This is a genomic window from Streptomyces sp. NBC_00620, assembly GCF_026341825.1.
GTDB lineage: Bacteria > Actinomycetota > Actinomycetes > Streptomycetales > Streptomycetaceae > Streptomyces.
In genome coordinates this window covers 181,619-204,722 of sequence record NZ_JAPENY010000001.1, presented here as the reverse complement: position 1 = coordinate 204,722, position 23,104 = coordinate 181,619, and the positions used below count along the sequence as shown (strand labels likewise).

Sequence of the window (23,104 nt, the reverse complement as noted above, 5' to 3'; positions counted from 1 at the left end):
CCCGGTGCGCATAACCCACTGTGTGCCGGGGAATGACCCAGTTCTCTCTCAACAGCCGCACAGGACATGAGAGTTGAACCAGGGGGACGTGTGGTGATCTTAGTGGGGCCTGTCCCGGAGGGCGCGGACGGGCCGATCCCCGTCGAAGTCGACTCGGACCTCGGCCCGGCCGCTCTCGACGGTCTCGATCTCGTCTACGGCGACGAGGAGACCAGGGGCAACCCCGCCCAGCGCGTCGTCGAGGTCGCCCGCGACGCCTACACCGACGGTCTCGACCTGGCACGCCGCTGTGCGGCACAGGCCGTACGGAGGTTCGGCGAACTCGGCGACGATCTGCGCCCCGACGAGATCGAGCTGCAGCTTTCCATCAAGGTCGACGCGGGTGTCGCGGCGCTGGTCAAGAGCGGCGCCGAAGCGCAGCTCCAGATCACCTTCCGATGGCAGACCTCCGGCGCTCCGGACGCGGCGGGGAGCGCGCCCGGAGCCGCCTCGTGAGCGGCACACCACCAGGGGTGTGGATCCTCCCGTACAGCCGCATCGTGGGCCAGGACGACCTGAAACTGGCCCTGGAGCTCAACCATGTGCAGCCGCGCATCGGGGGTGTTCTCATCGCCGGGCAGCGCGGCACCGCCAAGTCCACGATCGTCCGGGCCTTCGCCCTGATGGCGGAGGGGGAACTGCCCGTCACCCTGCCCATCAACGCGACCGAGGACCGAGTCGTCGGAGGCTGGTGGCTCGATGCCCTGATGCGCGGCGAGACCCGTGAGCAGCCCGGGCTGCTGGAGGAGGCGCACGACAAGGGACTGCTCTACGTCGACGAGGTGAACCTCCTGGAGGACCACGTCGTCAACATCATCCTCGACGTCGTCTCCACGGGGGTGCTGTCCGTGCAGCGCGAGGGGCTGGCCACGGCCAAGCAGCTCGCCTTCGGTCTCGTCGGAACCATGAACCCCGAAGAGGGCGGGCTTCGGCCGCAGTTGCTCGACAGGTTCGGGCTCATGGTCAGCGCCGCGGACCTGGACACGGGAGCCCGGCGTCGAATGCTCCGTACCGTCCTCGACTTCGAGGCGGAGCGGACCCGGGGCCCCTCCGAGTGGCTGGCCGAGGCCCTGCGGGACAACACCGCCGTCCTCGACCGTCTTGTAGCCGCGCGGCAGCGGCTCCCGCGCGTCGAGGTGCCGGACGGCGTGCTGAGTCTGTGCGCCGAGGCGGCGGGGCGGCTCGACGCCGTCGGGCAGCGGGGCGAGATCGTCGCCATACAGGCCGCCCGCGCCCTCGCCGCCCTGGACGGTGTCGCAGAGGTCGAGCCGCGACACCTGCTGAGGGCCATCCCGCTAGCCCTGCGCCACCGAAGGCCCGAGTCGGCACACGGCGGGACCTTCGACTGGCGGCTCGACGACCATGCCCTGATCAAGGACCTCTTCGAGTCCGGCTGAGCCCGCCACATGACTACCGAGACTCCGTCACCCGAACCGCCCGACGACGCACGGCGGCTGGAGCTTGCGTTCCGCTGTGCCGCTCTCGATCCGGGCCTCGGCGGCGTGCTCCTCTTCGACCTGGAACCCCGTCTGGTCGAACCCGTCTCCCGCCTCTTCGCAGCGATCCTCGGCAGCCCGGCCGACACGCCCGTCCCCCGGATCCCGCTCGGCGCCGCCACCCGCGACGAAGACCTCTGGAGCCGTTCGCGGCTCGAACGGTACCTGGACGGCGTCGCGTTCACCGTAGGCCCCGGACCTCTGCTCGACAGTGCGGGGCCGCCGCCGCTGGCCGTGGTTCCGGACCTGACGACGCTCAGCGTCGCCGGAATGCGGGCGGCCGTGCAGCTCATCGGCTCCGACGTCGTCTCCGTCGAACAGCCGGGACTGCGCCTGGCGATCAGGCCACAGGCCCGATGGCTCGCGGTGTGCCGTTCCGAGGATGCCGGGCGGGTGACACCCCACCTGCTGGACCGGTTCGCGGTACGGCTCTCCGTGCCAGGACTGCACGCCGTCCCCGACGAGTGGCCGCCCGAGGCGGCGCGCCCCACCGTCCTCGCGGCCACCACGGACGAGGCCGTCGACCGGGTACAGGAGATCCTCGGGCCGGGAGCGGGACCGCGCAGAAGCCTGGCGCTCGCACGGCTCGCACGGGCGCTCGCGCCCCTCGACGGACAACCGGAGGTCACCGCCCGGCACTGCGAGGAGGCGGCGCGGCTCATCGGGCTCCCCGTCACGGACTCGGCGGCGGTCGATGACAGCGCGGACAGCGAAGCCCCGGCCCCGCTGCCCCCTCCACCGCTGCCACGTCCCCATGGCAGCCATCGCGGTGGGCGGCGGGAGCAGCGGCGCACTCCGGGCGAGGAGCAGCCGCTGCTCGCGCCCGGGGACCCCGTAGGCGTTGGCCCCACGCCGGCTGTCACGCTGGGCATGCCGTACCCGGAGGACGAGGCCGCGGTCCTGCGCGAGTTCATGCCGCTGCGCAACCCCTGGCAGCGCCGCTCGGGTCCGGCCTCGACGCGCGGCCCCGTCGTGGGCACCCGGCGTGCGCGCGACCTCCGGGATCTCGCGCTCGTGCGCACCGTGCGGGAAGCAGCCGTGCACCAGCGGATCCGGGGCAACACACGGTTCACGGTCGCGCCCGTCGACCTGCACAGCCGCCTCCGCGCCCCCGCCCCCGAGCGACTGCTGACCCTTCTCCTCGACCACACCTGCCGCGGTGACTGGGACTGGCAGGACGCGCTCACCCCGTTCCTTCAGTGGGCCTACACCGCACGAGCCGCCGCCCACGTCATCGAGGTCGGCGGCGCCGACGCGGCGGACGAACTTCGCGCCGAGTCGTTCGCGGCGCGCGGTGTACTCGACCCGCGTGTCCTCGCCGCCCTGTACCGGCCGAAGGGGCGGGCCACACCCCTTGCCCACGGGATCGAACAGGCCGCGCAGGTGCTGCGCGCGGCGTTTCGCCGACAGGGCAGTGCCCTCGCGGAGGCCTGGCTGGTCGTGGTGACCGACGGCCGCGGCAATGTTCCGCTGCTGGCCAGTCACACCGGCCGCCTGCACGGGCCCGTTGCCACTGCGGGAGTGGAGGACAGCCTCACCGCCGCGGCTCCCATCTCCGCCATGGACCGCAGCAGACTGCGGGTGGCGGTCGTCGATGCGGCACGAAGTCCTTACGGGGACCTGCCGTTCGCGCTGGCGGAGACGCTCGGCGCTACCGTCGTGGAGGGGCGGGTCCGCGATGGAGGCTGACGACCAGCGCGGCCCCCGGTGGCTGTCCGGGACCGGGGCGATGGTGCGGCGGGCGTCGTTGCCGGGCCTGAAGGAGGCGGCCCGCCGCGCTCCCGCTTCCGTACGCGGTCTCCGGCAGCCGCACCGGGCCGCGGCGGGCGTCGGAGGAGGCGTGTCCCACCCGTACCAGCGCCTCCAGGACGGGGACGCCGTGCTGTACGTCGTCCGTACCCACGACAGCGACGGGCGGGACGCCTACCGGGTGACCGGCTGGTGCGGCGACCTCGGCGTCCGCAGCGCGTCCCGGTCCCCGCGCCTGAGCGCCCCCGGAGTCGGACTCGGCAACGTCCGCGGTGACGGCGAGTACCCCGCGGACATCCTGCGCGGCATTCATCTCTGGTCGCACAATCAGCCGGAACTGGGCCAGTGGTTCAACCGGATCCGCGCCCGGCACGGCGCCGCACTTCGCCTCCTCGTGTGGGACGACACGGGATACGAACTCCCCTGGGAACTCTTCCTGCTGCCTGCCGACCCCGGTCGAGACCAGCGGGAAGCCTGGCTGGGCGCGCAGGTCGTGCTGTCCCGCTGGACGACCGTTCACGACACCCGCTACGACCTGCCGCGCGAGCGGACGGACTGCCGTGGCCGCGTGCTCGGTTACCTCCACCACGAGATGGCCGACGACGGACGGGTGTTCAGGCCCTACGCACACCAACTGCACGTCAGGATGACCCCCTTCCTGCAGACCCTCGACACACCCGGCGAGCCCACCGGTCTCGTGTACATGGGCTGCCACGGCACCTACGGCGACAGCGTCCCGCGCCTCACCCTCGGCAACCGCACCTGGGCGGAACTGGAAGGCCAGACCATGGGCGCCCTGGGCGTCGACCGCTCCCTGGTGTGCCTGAACGCCTGCCACTCAGGGCGGGCCGTGCTCAACAGCGCCCAAGGAGAGCACGCGCTGCGCGGCTTCGCCGAACTCTTCCTGCGCAAAGGGGCCGGAGGCTGCATCGTCACGGCGGGCCAGGTCGGGGACAAGGATGCCCGCGCCCTGGTACGCGGCCTGGTCGAAGAGGTCGCCCGCCACCCGCATCGCCCCGTCACTCGGACGCTGCTCTCCTACCGGGCCCGCGCGGCCGAGGCGTTCGGCCCCCCGTCCGCCATCCCGCCGATCCGCGACGACGACGGCAAGGTGGACGAGACGGGCCAGAAACGGATCCTGCGGCTGCTCTACGCCTTCATGTTCCACTACTACGGCCACCCCCTGACCACACTGCGACTCACGGCACGGGAAGGGGAAGCGCGGTGACCACCCCCGACGAGCAGCATCCCCTCCTCATCGAACCCGTCGTCGCCTGGCCGCACGAGGCCGAGACGGACTGCGACTACCTCGTCACCGTCGACCTGCGCGGGCCACTCTCAGCGCACGGCCCCGACCCCGAATGGCCTTACCCGGACGAGGAGTTCACCTTCACCGTTGCCCTCGACGGTTCCCCGCACTTCGTCTGCACGGCACTCGACGAACCCAGCGTCGTCCTGCACCGGTTCGGCGGCACCTACGGACCGGCCGACTTCCGGGTCTCGACAGGCTCCATCCCGGGGCCCGCCTCGCTGTGGCTGACAGTGAGCAACCAGTGGGGAGTGCCGGTCCGCAAGGCCGAACTCCGGTCGGTGATACGGGAGCGGGAACCGGGCCGGGCTCCGGCGGCACAACTGGCGGAGGTCGTACGGGCGCGGGCGTCCCGGCCCGCCGCGCCCAGGCCGACTCCGCGCGAGCCGCGCCCCGACGTCACCACCCGGCCGGAGCCCGTCCCCGAGCGGGACGACGGGCGGACCGTCACCATCAGCTATGCCGGCTTCAACAGGGCCTGGGCCGTGTGGATCGCGGACCTGCTGGAGCGGCGCGGCCTGCGCGTCACCCAGCGGCGCTGGGACCTGCCCGAGGGGGTGCCGGTGGCGGACGCGCTGCACGACCTTCTCGCAACTTCGGGGCAGGTACTCCTGGTCCTCAGCGAGTGGTACTTCCAGCTGGGTCCGCGCAGCCACGCCGAATGGAACGCGGCCCTGCGCGAGGTCGTCGCCCCGAACGCCGACCGGTTCGCGGCTGTCAGCATCACCTCGACTCCCGTTCCGTCCGCTGCCGCGGTCCTCGCACCGGCCGACCTGCGCGACATGGACGCCCGCGAGGCCGAACGGCGGCTGCTGGACCGGCTCGGCCTCCCGACAGAGCCGCTGCCGGACGACTCCGGCCGTGTCCGCCCACGGTTCCCCTTGGAGCAGCCCGAGGTATGGGGCGGAGTGCCACGCCGCAACGTCCGCTTCACCGGCCGGGAAGCGCTGCTCACCGAGGTACGCCGGCTGTTCCAGGACACGGATTTCGGTGCTGTCGCGCTGCACGGCATGTCGGGTGTCGGCAAGACCCAACTGGCCATGGAGTACGTGTACCGGTTCAGCTCCGAGTACGACGTCGTGTGGTGGGTGCCCGCCGAGCGGCGTGTCACCTACCGGGAGCGCCTTGCGCAACTCGCCCCGGCACTCGGCCTGGTGACCGGCCAGGAGTACGGGGAACGCATCCGAGCCGTGCGCCAGGCGCTCCACAGAGGTGAACCGTACGGCCGCTGGCTGCTCGTCGCGGACGGCGCGGACGAGCCGGACCTGCTCTGGGACATGCTGCCTACCGGCCCCGGCGACGTGCTGCTGACGACCCGCAATTCCGAGTGGGCACAACACGGCGCCGCCCTGCTGGAAGTCCCGTTCTACGATCGCCGCGAATCCGTCGCCTTCATCCGTCGCCGTGCCCCCCGCCTCACCGAGGCCGAGGCCGACCAACTCGCCGAGGCTCTGGAGGACTTGCCGCTCCTGCTCGATCAGACCGCCGGCTGGCTGCGCGACTCGGACATGTCCGTCCAGGAGTACATCGCCCTGCTGGGGGGCGGCGCAGACCAGGACGTCGTCTCGGTCTCCGCGGACTTCCCGCTCGCCTTCAGGACCGCCTGGGCGATCCTGCTGAACAGGTTGTGGGAAACCGCCCCCGAATCCCTCGACCTCCTTCGCCTCTGCGCGTTCTTCTCCCCGGGCTCCATCCCCGTACGACTGCTCAAGGGCATACCGGCGGGTGAACGCCCCGAATCCCTGGCCGGGTTGATGCGCGACCCAGTGTTGTGGGACAGGACCCTGGAGCGGTTGTCCCAGTACTCGGTGATCCGACTGGAGTCACAGGGGGCGGCGCTTTACATGCACCGCATGGTTCACCAGGTCGTCCGCCAGGACATTCCCTGGGAAGACGCCGAGGAGTTCGCGGCCGCGGTACGCCGCGCACTCGTCGCCGCGGTCCCCGGTAGGCCAGGCGATCCGGAGGCGTGGCCCGCGTACGCCGAGATCGTCCCGCACCTCGAGTACGCCGACGCCATGCACGACATCGACCCGGCCGTGCAGAAACTGGTCGTCGACTGTCTGCGTTACCTCTACCTCTCCGGCGAGTACGGCACCGGCCTCCACCTCGCCGAACTGGCCATCTCCGCCTGGCAGTCACTCCTCGACCCCGACCATCCGCTGCTGTGGGACCTCGGCCACCACTACGCCAACCTGCTGCGCGCGGTCGGCGACTACCGGCACAGCGAGGCCGTCAGCCGCGCCGCGGCCGAGCGGCACGGGGCGGTCGGCGGCCACCGTGACGGCGAGTATCTGCGCGCCGCGGGCAGCCTCGCCGCGGACCTGCGGGCACTGGGACGCTACGAGGAGGCGTACGGCCTGTCGCAGGAGGTCTGTGACGCGTACGAGGAACTCGCGGGCGACGAGAACCACCCGGACGTCCTCACGGCACGGAACAACCTCGCGGTGTCGCTGCGCCTGCTCGGTGACTATCGGCGCGCAGGTGACACCGATCGAAGCACCCTGGCAGCTCGCCGCAGGGTCCTGGGCCCGCATCATCCATGGACTCTGTTCTCCGAAATCCACTACGCGACGGATCTGCGCCTCCTCGGCCGCACCGGGGAGGCCGTCTCGGTCCAGCTGCACAGCGCGGACCTTCATCGGGCGGAGTTGGGTCCGGACCACCCGCAGACCCTGCGGGCAGAGCACAACCTGGCCCTGTGCCATTACCAGGCCGGGGACTTCACGCAGGCCGAGTCCTTGTTCTTCTCGATCCTGGTGCGCGGCGAGAGGGCGGTCGGCGAGGACGATCCCCTGAGCCTGATGTTCGCCGCAGCCCACAGCTGTTTCGTACGGGAGCACGGAGACATCGAGCAGGCACGGAAGATGGGCGAGTCCGTGGCTGCTCACTACGAGCGGATGCTCGGCCCTGCGCATCCGTTCGTCGCCGGAGCCCACGCCAACCAGGCTCTGATCCTGCGTGCCGTCGGTGCACAGGACGAGTTCCGCGCTCTCGCGGATCAGGCCTTCGACGACATGGCGCGGGCCGTGGGGCCCAGCCACCCCTGGACACTCGGCTGTGCCCTCAACGCCTCGTCCGCGGCCGCGTTCGCCGGAGACCACGAAGCGGCGCTCGCGATCAGCCGGGACACAGCTCCCAAGTCCCGCGACGTCCTCGGCCCCCGGCACCCCCTGAGCCTGTCCGCCCGCATCGCCCTCGCCGCCGATCTGCGGGCCTGGGGCGACCGGCCAGGGGCCGACAAGACGGAGGACGCCGCCCTCCGCGACCTCGTGGCGACCCGGGGCCCCGACCATCCCGGCACCCGCGCCGCCCGCAACCGTCAGCGCCCCCACTGGGACTTCGAACCCCTGACCACCTGATCCGCACACGCCGAAGGCCCGGCCCCTCGAAAGGGAACCGAGCCTCCGTCGTCGTACGAACCCGTGTCGCGAGACCTAGGCCTCGAACACCTCCCGAACCAACTGCTCCTGCTCCGCCTGGTGCCGCTTAGCCGACCCCACGGCCGGCGACGAGCCGGCCGGGCGTGAGATGCGGCGCAGGCGCTCGCCGTGCGGGATGTCCGCGCCGACTGCGAGGTCGAGGTGGTCGATCAGGTTGAGGGCGATGAAGGGCCAGGCGCCCTGGTTCGCCGGCTCTTCCTGGGCCCACAGGTACTTCTCGGCGTTCGGGTACTTGGCGATCTCCGCCTGGAGCTCGGCACCCGGGAGGGGGTACAGGCGCTCGATGCGGAGGATGGCCGTGTCCGTGCTGCCGCGCTTCTTACGTTCGGCCTCAAGGTCGTAGTAGAGCTTGCCGGCGCAGAAGACGACCCGACGGACGGCGGCCGGGTCGACCGACGCGTCGCCGATGACGGGGCGGAAGCCGCCCGTCGTGAACTCCTCCGTGCTCGACGCGGCGGCCTTGAGGCGCAGCATCGACTTCGGGGTGAAGACCACAAGCGGCTTGTGGTGCGGGTTGTGCACCTGCCACCGCAGGAGGTGGAAGTAGTTCGACGGGAGCGTCGGCTGGGCGACCGTCATGTTGTTCTGGGCGCACAGCTGGAGGAAGCGCTCGATGCGGGCCGAGGAGTGGTCCGGGCCCTGGCCCTCGTAGCCGTGGGGCAGGAGGAGGGTGACGCCGGACGTTTGGCCCCACTTCTGCTCCGCCGCCGAGATGTACTCGTCGACGACCGTCTGCGCGCCGTTGACGAAGTCGCCGAACTGCGCCTCCCACATCACCAGGGACTCGGGACGGGCCAGCGAGTAGCCGTACTCGAAGCCCATGACCGCGTACTCGGAGAGCAGGGAGTCGTAGACGTTGTAGCGCGCCTGGTCGTCCGCGAGGTACTGGAGCGGGGTGAAGTCCTCGCCCGTGCGGCGGTCGATGAGGACCGCGTGGCGCTGGCCGAAGGTGCCGCGGCGTGAGTCCTGGCCCGACAGGCGGACCGGGGTGCCCTCGAGCAGCAGCGAGCCGATGGCGAGGGTCTCGCCCATGCCCCAGTCGATCGTGTCGTCCTCGATCATCGCCGCCCGGCGCTGCAGCTGCGGAAGCAGCCGCGGGTGCACGGTGACGTGATCGGGGATGTTGACCTGGGACTCGGCGATGCGCTTGACGACCTCCTGGGAGATCGCGGTCGCCACGGCCACCGGGAACTCGGGCTGCACCTCCGGGACATGAGCCTCGGGCGCCTGCGAGATGGCCTCGCGGACCTCGGTGAAGACCTTCTCCAGCTGGCCCTGGAAGTCCTGCAGGGCCTGCTCGGCCTCTTCCAGGGTGATGTCGCCGCGACCGATGAGGGACTCGGTGTACAGCTTGCGCACCGAGCGCTTCTTGTCGATCAGGTCGTACATCAGCGGCTGCGTGAACGCCGGGTTGTCGGACTCGTTGTGGCCCCGACGGCGGTAGCAGATCAGGTCGATGACGACGTCCTTGTTGAACGCCTGGCGGAACTCGAAGGCGAGGCGCGCGACGCGGACGACGGCCTCGGGGTCGTCACCGTTCACGTGGAAGATCGGCGCCTCGATCATGCGGGCCACGTCCGTGGCGTACATGGAGGAGCGCGACGACTCCGGGGCGGCGGTGAAGCCGACCTGGTTGTTGATGACGATGTGGACCGTGCCGCCCGTGCGGTAGCCGCGCAGCTGCGACATGTTGAGCGTCTCGGCGACCACACCCTGGCCCGCGAAGGCCGCGTCACCGTGCAGGGCGACGGGCAGGACCGTGAAGTCCGTGCCGCCCTTGTTGATGATGTCCTGCTTGGCGCGGGCGATGCCCTCAATGATCGGGTCGACCGTCTCCAGGTGGGACGGGTTCGCGGCAAGGGAGACCTTGATCTGCTCGCCGTCCAGGCCCGTGAAGGTGCCGTTGGCGCCCAGGTGGTACTTCACGTCGCCGGAGCCGTGCATCGACTTCGGGTCGAGGTTGCCCTCGAACTCGCGGAAGATCTGCGCGTACGACTTGCCGACGATGTTCGCCAGGACGTTCAGCCGGCCGCGGTGGGCCATGCCGATGACGACCTCGTCGAGACGCGACTCGGCGGCGCTGTCGAGGACGGCGTCGAGCAGCGGGATGACCGACTCGCCGCCCTCCAGGGAGAAGCGCTTCTGGCCGACGTACTTCGTCTGCAGGAAGGTCTCGAAGGCCTCCGCAGCGTTCAGCCGGCGCAGGATGCGCAGCTGCTCCTCGCGCTCCGGCTTGGAGTGCGAGCGCTCGATGCGGTCCTGGATCCACTTGCGCTGCTTCGGGTCCTGGATGTGCATGAACTCGACGCCGGTGGTGCGGCAGTACGAGTCGCGCAGCACGCCGAGGATGTCGCGCAGCTTCATCAGGGACTTGCCCGCGAAGCCGCCGACCGCGAACTCGCGCTCCAGGTCCCACAGGGTGAGCCCGTGCTCGGTGATGTCCAGGTCGGGGTGCTTGCGCTGGCGGTACTCCAGCGGGTCGGTGTCGGCCATGACGTGGCCGCGGACCCGGTAGGAGTGGATCAGCTCGAAGACGCGGGCGGCCTTCGTGACGTCGTCGTCGTGCGAGGCGTCGATGTCCTTGAGCCAGCGGACCGGCTCGTAGGGGATGCGCAGGGCCTCGAAGACCTCGTCGAAGAAGCCGCTCTCGCCGAGCAGGAGGTTCGCGACGATCCGCAGGAACTCGCCGGAGGCGGCGCCCTGGATGACCCGGTGGTCGTAGGTCGACGTGAGCGTCATGACCTTCGAGATGCCGAGCTTGTTCAGGGTGTCCTGGGAGGTGCCCTGGAACTCCGCCGGGTAGTCCATCGAACCGACGCCCATGATGACCGACTGTCCGGGCATCAGACGCGGGACCGAGTGGACGGTGCCGAGGCCGCCGGGGTTGGTCAGCGAGACCGTGACACCGGTGAAGTCGTCCATCGTCAGCTTGCCGTCACGGGCGCGGCGGACGATGTCCTCGTAGGCCTGCCAGAACTCGAAGAAGTTCAGCGTCTCGGCCTTCTTGATGCCCGCGACGACCAGCTGGCGGTCGCCGTTGGGCTTCACCAGGTCGATGGCGAGACCGAAGTTGACGTGCTCCGGCTTGACCAGGGTCGGCTTGCCGTCCTTCTCCGTGAAGGAGTAGTTCATCGACGGCATGGCCTTGATGGCCTGCACCATCGCGTACCCGATGAGGTGGGTGAAGGAGATCTTCCCGCCCCGGGCGCGCTTCAGGTGGTTGTTGATGACGATGCGGTTGTCGAAGAGCAGCTTCACCGGGACCGCGCGCACGGACGTGGCCGTGGGCACCTCGACCGAGGCGTTCATGTTCTTCACGACCGCGGCGGCGGGGCCGCGCAGCGTCACGTACTCGGGACCGGCCGGAGCCTCGGTCGCGGGCGCGGCCTTCGCTTCGGCCGGCTTGGCGGCGGCCGGAGCGGCCTTCACCGGAGCCGGAGCAGCGGCGGCGGGCTTCACGGGAGCCGGAGCCGGAGCGGGCGCCGGAACGGCCTGGGCCGGCGGAGCCGCCTGGGCGGGAGCCGCAGGCGCTGCGGGAGCGGCCGGAGGCACCGCTGACGGGACGGCCGCTGCGGCCCCCGCGGCCGCAGTACCCGCCGGAGCCGAGGCGACAGCGGCGCCCGGCTTGTAGTCGGCGAAGAAGTCCCACCAGGCTCGGTCTACGGAATTCGGGTCCTGGAGGTACTGCTGATAGATCTCGTCGACGAGCCACTCATTGGGGCCGAACGCGGCAGCCGGGTTCTTCCCGGAAGCCTGCTCTTCGGTCGAGACGCTCGAGTTACTGGGGGACTGTGGCGACACGGCGGTAACCGCCCTCTTCCGCTTCTCACAAGGTGATGGACAGCGGGAATTAAGGCTACGCCCCCCTGGCCGGGAAGGTCAGGCCGGGCCGGTCCATCGTCGTGTAAGTCACATCGGAAAGTGTGTTTCGGGGGTGGAAATGGCGGGAAACAAGCGTGGTTCCGGTCTGGAACGGGCACGCCGGGATACGCCGATCCGAGGGCGCGGCACGACTCACGCGGCCCTCTGCCTGATCACACGTGTCCGCCAGTGACGGGCGCCGGTGGATCTTGTGGCTCCGGTTCGAACTTTACGTCAACTTGGCAAATATGGAAGACCCGGAAGGACGACCTGGATCCGGCAGCCCCGCTGGGATTCGGCCACTCCGATGCGGCCGCCGTGCAGGTCGACCGCCCAGCGGGCGATGGCCAGGCCAAGACCCGTACCGCCGTCGCTGCCCGGGCCGTGCGGTGAGGGGACCCCGCCGCGGTTGAACCGCTCGAAGACGCGGTGCCACTCCGACTTCGGAATGCCGGGCCCCTCGTCCAGGATCTCCAGGGCGAGGGACTCCGGGTGGTCGCCCCGTCTGGCCTTGACGGTCACACGGCCGTGCGGCGGGCTGTGCTTGACCGCGTTGTCGATGAGGTTGGCGACGACCTGGTGGATCCGCTCGGGGTCCGCGTGCGCGGTCAGCTCGGGCGGGGACACGTCGAGGTGCAGATGGACGTCCGTGCGCGTGTGGCTGCCGGAGCCCGAGGCGATGCCCGCGCGCGCGGAGGAGACCATGTTGGCCTCCTTCAGGACGCCGGACAGGTACGGCCACACCTCGAAGCGGCGCTGGCGCAGTGGTACGACGCCGTTGTCCAGCCTGGACAGGTCGAGCAGCGTCTCCACGAGCCGTCCCAGACGCTCCGTCTGCTTGAGCGCGGTCCGCATGGTCTCGGGGTCGGCGGCGGAGACGCCGTCCACGACGTTCTCCAGGACCGCGCGGAGCCCCGCGATGGGGGTACGGAGCTCGTGGGAGACGTTCGCCACGAGCTCCTTGCGCTGGCGGTCCTGGGCCTCCAGCTCGTCGGCCATCAGGTTGATCGTCTGGGCCAGGTCGCCCAGCTCGTCCCGGCGGTCGTCGCGCACGCGGCGCGTGTAGTCGCCGTGCGAGATGGACCGCGCGACCGCGTTCATCTCGTCGAGCGGGGCCGTGAGTGAATGCGCCACGAACTGCGTTATCAAAAGTGTGGCGATCATCGAGAAGACCGTGATGAAGCGCAGCTCGGTCTGCGTGCGCGCCGCGATGATCGACAGACCGGTGGTGATGAAGACCGAGACGACGACGAGCACGCCGAGCTTGGTCTTGATCGAGAAGGGGCGCACACCGCTCCAGGGGCTCTCGCTCCTGCGCTCCCCGAACCCGGAGTCCGCGCCGTGGCGCCCTCCGAACCCGGGGTCCGGGCCCTCGCGCTCCCCGAACCCGCTCATCACATCAGCCCCCTCACAAAGGTCCGGGCAGAGGCCCGGCTCAGGGAGTCGGGGTCTCCAGGGCGTAGCCCACGCCGTGGACCGTACGGATCCGTTCGGCGCCGATCTTCCGGCGCAGCGCCTTGATGTGGCTGTCCACGGTCCGCGTGCCGGAGGCGTCCGCCCAGTCCCAGACCTCGGCGAGCAGTTGCTCACGCGAGAGTACGGCCCGCGGGGTGTTCGCGAGACATACGAGGAGGTCGAACTCGGTGGGCGTGAGGTGCACGTCCTCCGAGCGCACCCGTACCCGGCGCTGCGCGTGGTCGATCTCCAGCTCGCCGAGCCTGAGGATCCCGCTGCGCGGCGTCGAGGCGGCCACTACGGCGCGCTCCACCCGGCGCAGCAGGACATGCACGCGGGCGGCCAGCTCGCGCATGGAGAACGGTTTCGTCATGTAGTCGTCGGCGCCGACGCCCAGACCGACCAGCATGTCGGTCTCGTCGTCGCGCGCCGTGAGCATCAGCACCGGCACCGGGCGCTGGGCCTGCACGCGGCGGCAGACCTCCAGCCCGTCGAAGCCGGGCAGCATGATGTCGAGGATCAGCAGATCGGGCTGCCAGGCCTCGGCGGTGTCGACGGCGGCAGGGCCGTCGCCCGCGGTTTGCACCAGGAATCCCTCGGCGCGCAGACGTGCCGCGATGGCGTCGACGATCGTCGGGTCGTCCTCGACGACCAGGACCCGTCGTTGAGCGCCGGGCGTTGCCGCCGCGCCGTTTTGGGAGGTGTGTGTCTGCTCCATCGCCCGCCCCTGAGGTGTGCTTTCCGGAATCCGTGGGGTGATCCCATGACTGCGCTTGACGCTTGAATGATCTGCGTCAGGGAAGCAGAGTACGGGCAGTCACCACGCCTCGGCTATCCAGGTCTGACCGCGAGGTGCACGACGTCCGGAACGCCCCGGGCAACCGGGATCTCTTCGGTACGCACCCACTTGAACCCGGCATTCCGGAGGGTTCCTTCAAATTCCGGAGAGGGTTGCGCCGACCATACCGCGAGTACCCCTCCGGGCCTCAACGCCCTTGCACAGCTTGCGATTCCGGCCTTCGAGTAGAGGCTTTCGTTGCCCTCAGTGACCGTCCAGGCGGGCCCGTTGTCGATGTCGAGACACAGCGCGTCATATGTGTCGCAGATCTCATTGACGTAGGCGAGCAGATCCGCTGCGACGATCTCCGTACGGGGGTCGTCGAGCGCCTCGGCGGACAGTGCGGCCAGCGGTCCGCCCAGGTGCCAGTCGATGACGGCAGGTTCGCGCTCCACGACGGTGATGCGCCCCCAGCGCGGATCCGAGGCCGCGTGCGCGAGCGAGAACCCGACACCGAGGCCGCCGATCAGCACACTCGGTTCCGCCCGTCCGTCCAGCGCGCCGTACGCGGCGTCGACGAGCAGCCGCTCGGAGCGGCCGTCGGAAGTGTCCATCAGGAAGCACCCGTTGGAGATGATCTGCAACAGCGCACCGTGGCGCCGCAGCACGACCTCGCCGTACGGGCCCTCGCGACGGTCGATGACCACAGGGATGTCGTACGAGGCAGTCATGGCTCCCATCCTGGCAGTTCAGCAAGGACGGGAGGCCGAATTACCCGGGGCCCGGCCCCCCACGGTCCGGGCCCCGGGTATCGCGGGGCGGTCAGGCACCCCGCGGTCCTACGGCGGGTCCTAGAGCTCCAGCCCGTGCCCGTACGCGAACACCGGGTCCTCGGTGTCGTTGGGCACGTCCGGGTGGGAGGCCTCGACCGCCGCCATCGAGCGCGGCAGTTCGAAGGGGAGCCGGCCCTCGGCGCGGGCGCGTCCGAAGGCGACGTCGAGCAGCGCGGTGTCGCTCGCGCCGAAGTCGGCGACCAGCGCGGCCGCCTTCTCGGCGATCTCGGGCAGTACGGCGGGCCGTTCGAGGTTGACGCACACCAACGTGGGCGTCGCGTCCAGGAGTCGCAGGATGTCCTTGAGCTCCTCTTCGGGGAAGGCGAGTGAGCCGGAGTGGAAGAAGGACTCGAAGACGCCGGGCCGTTGTTCGTGCGGGGTGCGCAGGCGCAGGATCGCGAGGTCCGCGTGGACGGGGTCGGCGACGATATTGCCGTACGCGGAGGCGACCTGCTCGGAGACGCCCCGCACGTACAGGTTGGGGCGGTCGGTCAGCGGCAGCAGGGACCGGTTGGTCAGGACGGTGAGCGAGCGTCGCTGGGCGGCCTCGCCGAGTGCGGTGAACTCACGTGCCCCGACGACCTCCTCGGCCCGGTCGGGGTCGACGTACGGGTTCTCGAAGAGGCCGAGCACGAACTTCTCGCGCAGAAGTCGACGTACCGATTCGTCTACGCGTGCCTCGGTGATCCGGCCCGAGCGGACCAGCTCCACGATCACCTCGGGGCACTGCTCGCCGCCGAACTGGTCGGAACCCGCGTCCAGCGCCTTCGCCGCGCGCTCGGCGACGGTCAGGTGCTCTACGCCCCAGGCGCGGGCCGGGAACATCTCGCCGAGGATCGACGCATCGCTGAGCAGCCCCCAGTCGGTGCAGATGACGCCCTGGAAGCCGAGCCGCTCGCGCAACAGGCCGGTCAGGACGTCACGGTTGAAGCCGAAGCCGACCTCCTCCCAGTCCGTGCCGACGGGCTGGCCGTAGTACGGCATCATCTGCGAGCACCCGGCCTCGACGGCCGCCTTGAAGGGCGCCAGGTGGTAGTCGCGCAGACCGCCCGGGTAGACCTGCTCCTTGCCGTGCGCGAAGTGCGGGTCCTCGCCGTCCTTCTGCGGGCCGCCGCCGGGGAAGTGCTTGACCATGGCGGCGACGGACTCGGGGCCGAGCACCGGGCCCTGCAGACCGCGCACGTACGCCCGTACGAGCTCGCTGGTGGTGTCGGCGGACGAGCCGAAGGTGCCGGACTGGCGGGACCAGCGCGGCTCGGTGGCCAGGTCGATCTGCGGGTGCAACGCGACCCGGAAGCCCACCGCCAGGTACTCGCGGCGGACGGTGTCGCCGAACTTCTCCACCAGCTCCGGGTCGCCGATCGCGGCGAGGCCCAGCGGCTCGGGCCAGGCCGAGAAGGCACCGGAGTTGAAGGAGGCGCCCGGGTTGTCGGTGAAGGCGTGGCGCGGGTCGGTGGACAGGGTGACGGGGATGCCCAGACGGGTGCTCGCCGCCAGCTCCTGGAGCCGGTTGACCCACTCGGCCGTCTCCCGCACGCCGTGCTGGCCGAGCAGGTTGAAGTGGCTCAGGCGCAGGCCCTCGACCAGGTCGGTGGTGCTGTGGCTGACGAAGGGGTTGGCCGTCGTGTCGGTGACGAGGGTTCCGTCGGGGTTCATCGTCAGCATCGCGTGGAAGAGCTGGCCCGCCTTCTCCTCCAGGGTCATGCGGGTCAGGAGGTCCTCGACACGCTCGTCGACGGGCCGGTTCGGATCGCGGTACTTGGGGGTCGTCATCCTCAGCTGCCTTGCGTACGTAGGGATTTCTCGGAGGGACTGACTTACTTGACCGAGCGGATGAACTGGACGGCGAAGGCGCCCAGCATGGCGGCGACCGCACCGAAGAGGAACAGCGCCCCGTAGTTGCCGCTGCCGCCGCCGATCGCGAGGAGGCCGGGGGCGACGATGGGGACGAGGGACTGGGGGAGGGCGTTGCCGATGTTGAGGACGCCCATGTCCTTGGCGGACTCGTCGGGATTCGGGAGGACCGCGGCGGCGAGCGCCATGTCGACAGAGAGATAGAGACCGTTGCCGACACCGAAGACGACCAGGGCGGCGACGTACATCCCGAAGGACTCGGCGGAGGCGATCATCGCCAGGCTGACCGCCATGACGAGCGAGGCGCCGAGCACGTACGGCTTGCGGCGGCCGGACCTGTCGGAGAGCTGGCCGCCGAGGAGTGAGCCCGCCGCGGTGGCGGTGACCATGACGAGGGTGCCGACGAGGACCTTGCCGGTGACCTGGTCGTCGTCGTAGCCGAGGCGGTCCATCAGGAAGTAGACCTGGTAGCTGGTGACGCAGGCGGCGCCGGTGTAGACGAGGAAGCGGCCGGCGAAGTTCCAGGCGAAGTCCGGGTGCCTGCGCGGGTTGACCCAGAAGCTGCGCAGGAACTCCTTGACGCTGTACGGCTCGAAGGCGCCGGCGCGGGCCGGGCGGTCCTTCATCACGGCGGCCAGGGTGGCGACGGCGGCGAGGCCGATGACGCCGGGGACCAGGAAGGCGAGGGCCATCGAGCCGCTGAACACCTGGGCGAGGGCCGAGCCCCCGATCATCGACAGCGAGGTGCAGATGCCGCAGATCGCGGAGACCCGGGCCTGCTGGTGCGGCGGGATCAGGTCGGGGACGCAGGAGGTCAGCGCGGCCAGGGCGGCGTTGATACCGAGCTGCGCGAGCGCCCAGCCGAGCATCAGGGTCGGCACGCTGCTGCCGAGCGCCACCACCAGGAGGCCGGCGACCCCGGCGGCCATCCCGCCGATCAGCCAGGGGCGGCGGCGGCCGAAACGGCTGGTGGTGCGGTCGGAGAGGGCTCCGAAGACCGGGTTGCCGAGCATCGCGAGCAGCGCGCCGACGGACAGCACCTGGCCGAGGGCGGCGCCGCGGTCCGCCTCCGGCACGATCTGGCTGACCCGCAGGGCGAGGGTCACCATCACGGGGGTGAGGACGGCGAGGTAGGCGCCGAACTGGGCGAAGGCGAGGCCGGCGACCAGCTTGGCGGGGGCGTTCGCGGGGGCCTCGGGGGAAGGCGCGTCCTGCGAGGGGAACTCGGGCGAGCGGGCACCGAGCGAGGCGTCGGGAGTGACGGCCATGGCGGCTCTCCATGGGGACGAGGGCGGCTTCTTTGCCGCACCGGCGCCCTTAGGGAAACATCAAAACCGAGTGGGTAGTAGGTTTTTCTCCTGTGGCCAGAATCACCGTGCACGTGGCTTGAATTGGGAGGGCTGATGACTCGTGTAACCGGCGGTTGGGGGCGGGTCAGGGGAGGGGGTATGGACCGGGTCGGGCGGGGTCAGGGCCGGGGTCGGGGACGGCCGGAGCGGCAGTCTGTGCGGCGGCTATGGTGACGGGCATGGTGCAGAACCAGAGCCCGAGCCAGAGGCCGAAGGGGCGTGCGGTGCCGGAGCCGGAGGGGCATGCGGTGCCTGAGCCGAAGGGGCGTGCGGTGCCGGAGGGGAAGACCCCGGCCACCGCCCGGGGCACGTACGCCGTGGGCGACGAACGCCGGCTGCGCATCCTCGACGCCGCCGTCGAGCACTTCGCGCAATGGGGCTTCCACGCCTCCTCGCTGGCCCGGATCGCCAAGGACGTCGGCATCACCCAGGGCGGGCTGCTGCACCACTTCCGCAGCAAGGAGGACCTGCTCGTCTCGGTGCTGCGGCGCAGCGAGGAGCATGACGCCGAGAAGTACTTCGCCGTCGAGGCCCACTCGGCCACCGAGTTCTTCGCGGCGCTGGTGGAACTCGCCGAGTACAACAGCAGGCGCCCCGGCCGCACCAAGATGTTCAACGTGCTGCTCGCCGAGGCCGGCGATCCGGGGCACCCCGCCCACGCGTTCTTCGCGAAGCGGTACGCCGAGCTCGTCGAGCTCACTTCCGACGCGATCCACCAGGCCGTCGAGACCGGCGAACTGAAGCCCGGAACCGACGGGGTGGCGCTGGCCCAGGAGTTCGCCGCGGTCATGGACGGCATCCAGCTCCAGTGGGCCCTCGACCCCCAGGGCGTCGACATGGGCGCCCGCCTGCGGACGTATCTGGACCGGCTGCTGCGCTCGATCACCTCCTCGGGCGCGGGGCTGCCCGCCGAACCGGCGTGAACGCGACGCCGTCCGCGCCTCTCAGGTTGCTGTGAATCCCCGCCCGCGTGGCGTCGGTCATAGACGGCGACGCGCGGGACGCGAAGGGTGGGGCGGGACGGAAGGGAGCGCTTCGCCGTGGACCGGAGTGGGAGTGAGCGGGCCGAGGCCGCGGCTTCCGGGGTGCCCGTCACCGGGGCCCCGGTCCTTGAGGCGCCGGCCGTCGTGGACGGCGTCGATGCGCCGCTGCTGGACGGAGTGCCGCGGCAGCGACGCGGCTCCTTCGCGGAGGGCGTGCGCGAGTGCGAGCGCGTCGCCTCACCGCGGGCTACCCGCCCTATGCCGATACGCCCCTGGCGGCTGCTCCCCACCCCCACCGCCACACCCTTCACCTTCGGATACGCCGCCGTCCTCGTCGTCACCTCGCTGGTCGCGGAGTACGCGAGCCCCTCGCTCGTACACGCGCTGCACCAGGCGTCCAGCACGGACGTCGCACACCTCGTGCAGACCCCGGTGCTGGTGCTGATCGCCAGCGCCCTGTGGATCGCGGGCGGGATGTTCTCCCCGTACGCGATCGGGTTCCTGCTCGTCCTCACCGCGCTGGAACGGCGCATCGGCGGTGCCCGGACCGCCGGTGTCTTCCTGCTCGGGCATGTGATCGCCACACTCGCCACCGAAGTCCCCGTCGGGCTCGCGGTGTTGGCCGGACAACTGCCCGACAGCTCCCTGCACCGCCTCGACTACGGCGTCAGCTTCGGCGTCGCCGCGAGCGTCGGGGCGCTCGCCGGGCTGCTGACCCCCTGGCTGCGCTGGCCGCTGCTGATCACCTTCGGTGCGACGCTCGTCGCCGACCTGATCGCGTTCACCGACCCGATGACGAACTGGGGGCATGTGATGTCCCTGGCGATCGGGGTCGCGGCTTGGCCGTTGGTACGGCGCCGACGGCGAGACCGCGGCCGGTCCTCGGGATGGGCCCGGCCTCAGTCGCCGCCGTCCCCCACCACGGCCGAGTAGCCGCCGGCCGCCGCGAGGGCGGCGACCGGTCCGTGGAAGCGGATCCTGCCGGACGCCAGTACGGTCACGTCGTCGCAGGCACCGGTGACGTCCTCCATGAGGTGGGTCGACACGACCACGGTCGCCTCCCGGCCGATCTCGCGCAGGAGGGCGTGGAACCGCTCGCGCTGACGGGGGTCGAGGCCGGTCGTCGGCTCGTCGAGCAGGAGCAGCGCGGGGTCGTTCACCACGGCCTGGGCGATGCCGACGCGCTGCTTCATGCCTCCGCTGAGCGTGCGCAGCCTCGTGTCGAGGCGGTCGGTGAGGTCGGTGCGGTGCGCGGCGCGTTCCACGGCCATCGGGACTTCGCGGCCCGGTACGTCCTTCAGCCACGCCGCGTAACCGAGGAACTCCCGCACCGTGAAGTGCCGGTACACCCCGAACTCCTGTGGTAGATAGCCGAGTTGGCGTCTTACCGCCTGGATTCCCGCGTAGTGCGTGGGGTCCTCGCCCAGGAGGCCGAGGCGTCCCGCGGAGGGGGACGCGGCGGTGGCCAGGACCCGCATCAGCGACGTCTTTCCGGCGCCGTTCGGGCCCAGGAGGCCGTGGACCCCGGTGGAGAGGTGGAGGGTGATGCCGTCGACGGCGGTCCTGCGGCGGTGTCGAATGGTCAGGTCGTCCGCGGTGATCACGGTGTTTCCTCCGGGCGGGGTACGGGGGCGGGCTGGTCCGTTTCGGTGGCGGCGGGCTTCGGTTCCGGTGTGCTCACCGGGTCCGCGGTGAGCGAGCCGACGTACAGGAGCGCGAGGAGGTAGTAGGCGCCGACGGCGAGCACGGGGGCCAGTAGTCGGAACGGCACCAGGCGGCCCAGCGCGAACGCTGCCAGCGTCCCTATTGCGGTGGCCTGGGCGATGGCGGCGCCGAAGTAGAGGAGGCCGAGCGGATCGCCGCTGAAGCCCGGCTGCAGCAACGGCAGGGCGGCGGCGAGTGGCCAGAACACGGCCGGTACCGCCGCCAGCAGGAAGCGGTGCAAGGCCGAGCGGACCGCGACCTGCACCAACCACTGGGTACGACACCGCCGTTCACGCGCGCCGTGCCACCCCGCGCACACCGCGAACGCCGACATCGCGAGCAGCAGGGTCGGCAGGGACGACTGGTCGAAAAGCGTCCTCGTTGCCTTCAGCACCACCTGCACCGCCACCACGGCGCAGAACACCTTGAACGCCGGACCCCGGCGGAGCTCGGTCAGCAGCGGGCTGACCCGAGCCCTGCCCCGCGCAGATCTCAGCACGCCCCCACCGCCCCGCCGAACGCGCGACGACGGGCGAACAGCACCACACAGCAGACCCCGGCACCCAGCGCCCAGCCTCCCTGCGCCGTAGGGCTCATGAGCGGCGACAGGGCATCGAGCAGCAACGCCACTTCGATCCGGGGACGTACCGCAGGGTCCACCGTCAGCCGTGCCGCCACCGGTACCCCCACCGCCGCCAGCCAGCCGCCGCCTGTCAGCACCGCGGCCGGCCCGCAGCCCAGCCACGAGCCGAGCGCCAGCGTGGCCAGGGTCAGACCGAGGGAGGGCAGCAGCCAGGCCGCGGCGGACAGCGGCACCTGGCCGCGCGGGAGCAGGAAGCCCGTCAGCGTCAGCACCGGCAGACAGACTGCGAGGATCTGGCCGGTACGCCACAGCAGCAGTTTGATCCCGCCGGACGGCGAGACCGCGGCCACCTCGTGGAAGGGGTCGGCCTGCGGTCCGTAGCTCATGGCCACGCCCAGCAGCGGCAGCAGGGGAGCGCACATCAGCAGCCACGGAAGCAGCCACCCGGTGCTCAGATCCCGCGCCCCGGCCAGCTGCGCCAGTACGACCCCGGTGGCGCAGACGCCGAGGAGCGCCGCCGCCCACGACCAGCGCAGGGCGGGGGCGGCGCTCAGTCCGGGCAGCGAGTGGCGGGACGGTGAGCCGGGGGGCAGCGGGCGGCGGGGCGGTGAATCCACGGCCGTCATGACCCGGACGTGCAAGGCGTCGAGATGCGCCGCGTACGGGCCGCGGCGCACCTGCCGGACGATGATCCGCGTGCAGTCGTCGCAGGCGTCCAGATGCGCCTCTGCCGCGGCGAGCCCCGGATCCGGACCTGTGCCCGGTCCCTGACGCCGGTCCGGCCCGATCGGCTCGCCGAGCGCGTAACGAACGAGCCACTCGTGCGGTGGGCATCCGGCGGTCATCGTCCGTCACCCCCCTGGCGGCGCAACGCGCCGAGCCGGCCCCGGAGTTCTTCGCAGGCGCGGCTGGCCCGGCTCTTCACCGTGCCCTGGCTGATGCCGAGCCGCTCCGCCGTCTCGCGCACGCTGAAGCCGTCGACATAGCGGAGCGTCAGGATCTCCCGCGCGTCGTCGGGCAGGGTCGTCAGCGCGTCGCCGACGGAGGTGCCGGTGAGCTGCGTGCCCAGGGCGGCGTCCTCGGCGGAGGGCGCGACCAGAGTGGTGGCCGAGCGGGCCAGCGCCCCCTCACGCTCGACGGCCGCGTCAAGTCGGCCGCGTTTACGCAACTGGTCGACGAGCTTGCGCTGGGCGATGGTCCACAGCCAGCCGCGCGCGTTGCCGTCGCGGTAGGTCCCCGCGCTGTAGTTCACCGCGATGAACGTTTCCTGCAGTACGTCGTCGACGACGTCCAGCGCGATACGGCGCTGGAGCAGTCTCGCCTGCAGCCAGGGGCTGTTGCGGACCATCAGCCGGTGCAGGGCGTACGGGTCGCCCGCCGCGACGGCCTGGATCAGTTCTGCGTCGTACGTGGAGGCCGGTGGGCCGGGCGGGTCGTCCGCCGTCCCCTGGGCCGGAGTTGACGTCATGGTGCCCCGGTCGGATCGTTCGCGAGCCGGGGCCTCCCCAGCCACGGCAGCAAGTGCAGTCACGCTTCGCTATCGTCCGCATGCTCTGCGTTGGTTCCATGGCGAGGGAAGGTGCGCTCGGGGGGCGCGCGAAGTACGGCTACCGCGTGGGGGGAGCCCGGCGTCAGGAGCGCCGGGCTCCGGCCGGCCGACGTGCCGGG

17 protein-coding genes are annotated in these 23,104 nt (G+C 71.0%); 7 read left to right on the top strand and 10 right to left on the bottom strand.

Annotated elements, in window-relative coordinates; translation table 11 throughout:
* Positions 1 to 102: 102 nt before the first annotated feature.
* The 5 genes from OG246_RS00895 to fxsT all read left to right on the top strand — a co-directional run bounded on the left by OG246_RS00895 (position 103) and on the right by fxsT (position 7,955).
* Positions 103 to 495, top strand: coding sequence for a CU044_2847 family protein (locus tag OG246_RS00895; protein ID WP_266454374.1), 393 nt, complete (start codon positions 103 to 105; stop codon positions 493 to 495).
* Complete coding sequence (locus OG246_RS00890) at positions 492 to 1,436, top strand: AAA family ATPase (RefSeq protein ID WP_266454370.1); 945 nt, start codon at positions 492 to 494, stop codon at positions 1,434 to 1,436. The genes OG246_RS00895 and OG246_RS00890 overlap by 4 nt, the downstream gene beginning before the upstream one ends.
* Before the next feature lie 9 nt (positions 1,437 to 1,445).
* Positions 1,446 to 3,224 carry a magnesium chelatase gene (locus tag OG246_RS00885; RefSeq protein WP_266454367.1) on the top strand — a complete coding sequence of 593 codons (1,779 nt, stop codon included), beginning with the start codon at positions 1,446 to 1,448 and terminating at the stop codon, positions 3,222 to 3,224.
* On the top strand, positions 3,214 to 4,512 hold the full coding sequence (locus OG246_RS00880) for a CHAT domain-containing protein (protein WP_266454364.1): 1,299 nt from the start codon (positions 3,214 to 3,216) through the stop codon (positions 4,510 to 4,512). Before OG246_RS00885 ends, OG246_RS00880 begins: the two co-directional genes overlap by 11 nt.
* A gap of 533 nt (positions 4,513 to 5,045) precedes the next feature.
* Complete coding sequence (gene fxsT / locus OG246_RS00875) at positions 5,046 to 7,955, top strand: FxSxx-COOH system tetratricopeptide repeat protein (RefSeq protein WP_266463738.1); 2,910 nt, start codon at positions 5,046 to 5,048, stop codon at positions 7,953 to 7,955.
* A 75-nt stretch (positions 7,956 to 8,030) separates the two neighbouring features.
* On the opposite strand, the gene OG246_RS00870 is transcribed toward fxsT, so the two are convergent.
* The 6 genes from OG246_RS00870 to OG246_RS00845 all read right to left on the bottom strand — a co-directional run bounded on the left by OG246_RS00870 (position 8,031) and on the right by OG246_RS00845 (position 18,085).
* Complete coding sequence (locus tag OG246_RS00870; protein ID WP_266454361.1) at positions 8,031 to 11,837, bottom strand: multifunctional oxoglutarate decarboxylase/oxoglutarate dehydrogenase thiamine pyrophosphate-binding subunit/dihydrolipoyllysine-residue succinyltransferase subunit; 3,807 nt, start codon at positions 11,835 to 11,837, stop codon at positions 8,031 to 8,033.
* A gap of 294 nt (positions 11,838 to 12,131) precedes the next feature.
* On the bottom strand, positions 12,132 to 13,292 hold the full coding sequence (locus OG246_RS00865) for a HAMP domain-containing sensor histidine kinase (RefSeq protein ID WP_266454358.1): 1,161 nt from the start codon (positions 13,290 to 13,292) through the stop codon (positions 12,132 to 12,134).
* 40 nt (positions 13,293 to 13,332) lie between these two features.
* Complete coding sequence (locus OG246_RS00860) at positions 13,333 to 14,070, bottom strand: response regulator transcription factor (protein WP_266454356.1); 738 nt, start codon at positions 14,068 to 14,070, stop codon at positions 13,333 to 13,335.
* A gap of 113 nt (positions 14,071 to 14,183) precedes the next feature.
* On the bottom strand, positions 14,184 to 14,861 hold the full coding sequence (locus OG246_RS00855) for a spermidine synthase (protein WP_266454354.1): 678 nt from the start codon (positions 14,859 to 14,861) through the stop codon (positions 14,184 to 14,186).
* Between the two features lie 120 nt (positions 14,862 to 14,981).
* Positions 14,982 to 16,736: a glycoside hydrolase family 3 protein gene (locus OG246_RS00850; RefSeq protein WP_266454352.1), complete on the bottom strand. Its 1,755-nt coding sequence runs from the start codon at positions 16,734 to 16,736 to the stop codon at positions 14,982 to 14,984.
* Positions 16,737 to 16,780: 44 nt separating this feature from the next.
* Positions 16,781 to 18,085 carry an MFS transporter gene (locus OG246_RS00845; RefSeq protein WP_266454349.1) on the bottom strand — a complete coding sequence of 435 codons (1,305 nt, stop codon included), beginning with the start codon at positions 18,083 to 18,085 and terminating at the stop codon, positions 16,781 to 16,783.
* A 260-nt stretch (positions 18,086 to 18,345) separates the two neighbouring features.
* Here OG246_RS00845 and OG246_RS00840 point away from each other — a divergent pair, with 260 nt between their 5' ends.
* On the top strand, positions 18,346 to 19,089 hold the full coding sequence (locus OG246_RS00840) for a TetR/AcrR family transcriptional regulator (protein ID WP_266454346.1): 744 nt from the start codon (positions 18,346 to 18,348) through the stop codon (positions 19,087 to 19,089).
* A 117-nt stretch (positions 19,090 to 19,206) separates the two neighbouring features.
* Entirely contained in the window at positions 19,207 to 20,082 is an 876-nt protein-coding gene (locus tag OG246_RS00835) for a rhomboid-like protein (protein WP_323178268.1), read from the top strand.
* Here the strand turns inward: OG246_RS00835 and OG246_RS00830 are convergent.
* The 4 genes from OG246_RS00830 to OG246_RS00815 are packed head-to-tail and all read right to left on the bottom strand — an operon-like array spanning position 20,049 to position 22,904.
* On the bottom strand, positions 20,049 to 20,753 hold the full coding sequence (locus OG246_RS00830) for an ATP-binding cassette domain-containing protein (RefSeq protein WP_266454343.1): 705 nt from the start codon (positions 20,751 to 20,753) through the stop codon (positions 20,049 to 20,051). The genes OG246_RS00835 and OG246_RS00830 overlap by 34 nt on opposite strands.
* Positions 20,750 to 21,352: a hypothetical protein gene (locus tag OG246_RS00825; RefSeq protein ID WP_266454341.1), complete on the bottom strand. Its 603-nt coding sequence runs from the start codon at positions 21,350 to 21,352 to the stop codon at positions 20,750 to 20,752. Before OG246_RS00825 ends, OG246_RS00830 begins: the two co-directional genes overlap by 4 nt.
* Entirely contained in the window at positions 21,346 to 22,281 is a 936-nt protein-coding gene (locus tag OG246_RS00820) for a zf-HC2 domain-containing protein (protein WP_266454339.1), read from the bottom strand. Before OG246_RS00820 ends, OG246_RS00825 begins: the two co-directional genes overlap by 7 nt.
* Complete coding sequence (locus OG246_RS00815) at positions 22,278 to 22,904, bottom strand: RNA polymerase sigma factor (RefSeq protein ID WP_266454337.1); 627 nt, start codon at positions 22,902 to 22,904, stop codon at positions 22,278 to 22,280. Before OG246_RS00815 ends, OG246_RS00820 begins: the two co-directional genes overlap by 4 nt.
* Positions 22,905 to 23,104: the final 200 nt, after the last annotated feature.

Coding starts and splice junctions, on each gene's coding strand:
- OG246_RS00820 (WP_266454339.1), bottom strand. CDS start 22,281: ATGACCGCCGGATGCCCACCGCACGAGTGGCTCGTTCGTTACGCGCTC.
- OG246_RS00860 (WP_266454356.1), bottom strand. CDS start 14,070: ATGGAGCAGACACACACCTCCCAAAACGGCGCGGCGGCAACGCCCGGC.
- OG246_RS00840 (WP_266454346.1), top strand. CDS start 18,346: ATGGTGCAGAACCAGAGCCCGAGCCAGAGGCCGAAGGGGCGTGCGGTG.
- OG246_RS00885 (WP_266454367.1), top strand. CDS start 1,446: ATGACTACCGAGACTCCGTCACCCGAACCGCCCGACGACGCACGGCGG.
- OG246_RS00855 (WP_266454354.1), bottom strand. CDS start 14,861: ATGACTGCCTCGTACGACATCCCTGTGGTCATCGACCGTCGCGAGGGC.
- OG246_RS00815 (WP_266454337.1), bottom strand. CDS start 22,904: ATGACGTCAACTCCGGCCCAGGGGACGGCGGACGACCCGCCCGGCCCA.
- OG246_RS00880 (WP_266454364.1), top strand. CDS start 3,214: ATGGAGGCTGACGACCAGCGCGGCCCCCGGTGGCTGTCCGGGACCGGG.
- OG246_RS00850 (WP_266454352.1), bottom strand. CDS start 16,736: ATGACGACCCCCAAGTACCGCGATCCGAACCGGCCCGTCGACGAGCGT.
- OG246_RS00865 (WP_266454358.1), bottom strand. CDS start 13,292: ATGAGCGGGTTCGGGGAGCGCGAGGGCCCGGACCCCGGGTTCGGAGGG.
- OG246_RS00845 (WP_266454349.1), bottom strand. CDS start 18,085: ATGGCCGTCACTCCCGACGCCTCGCTCGGTGCCCGCTCGCCCGAGTTC.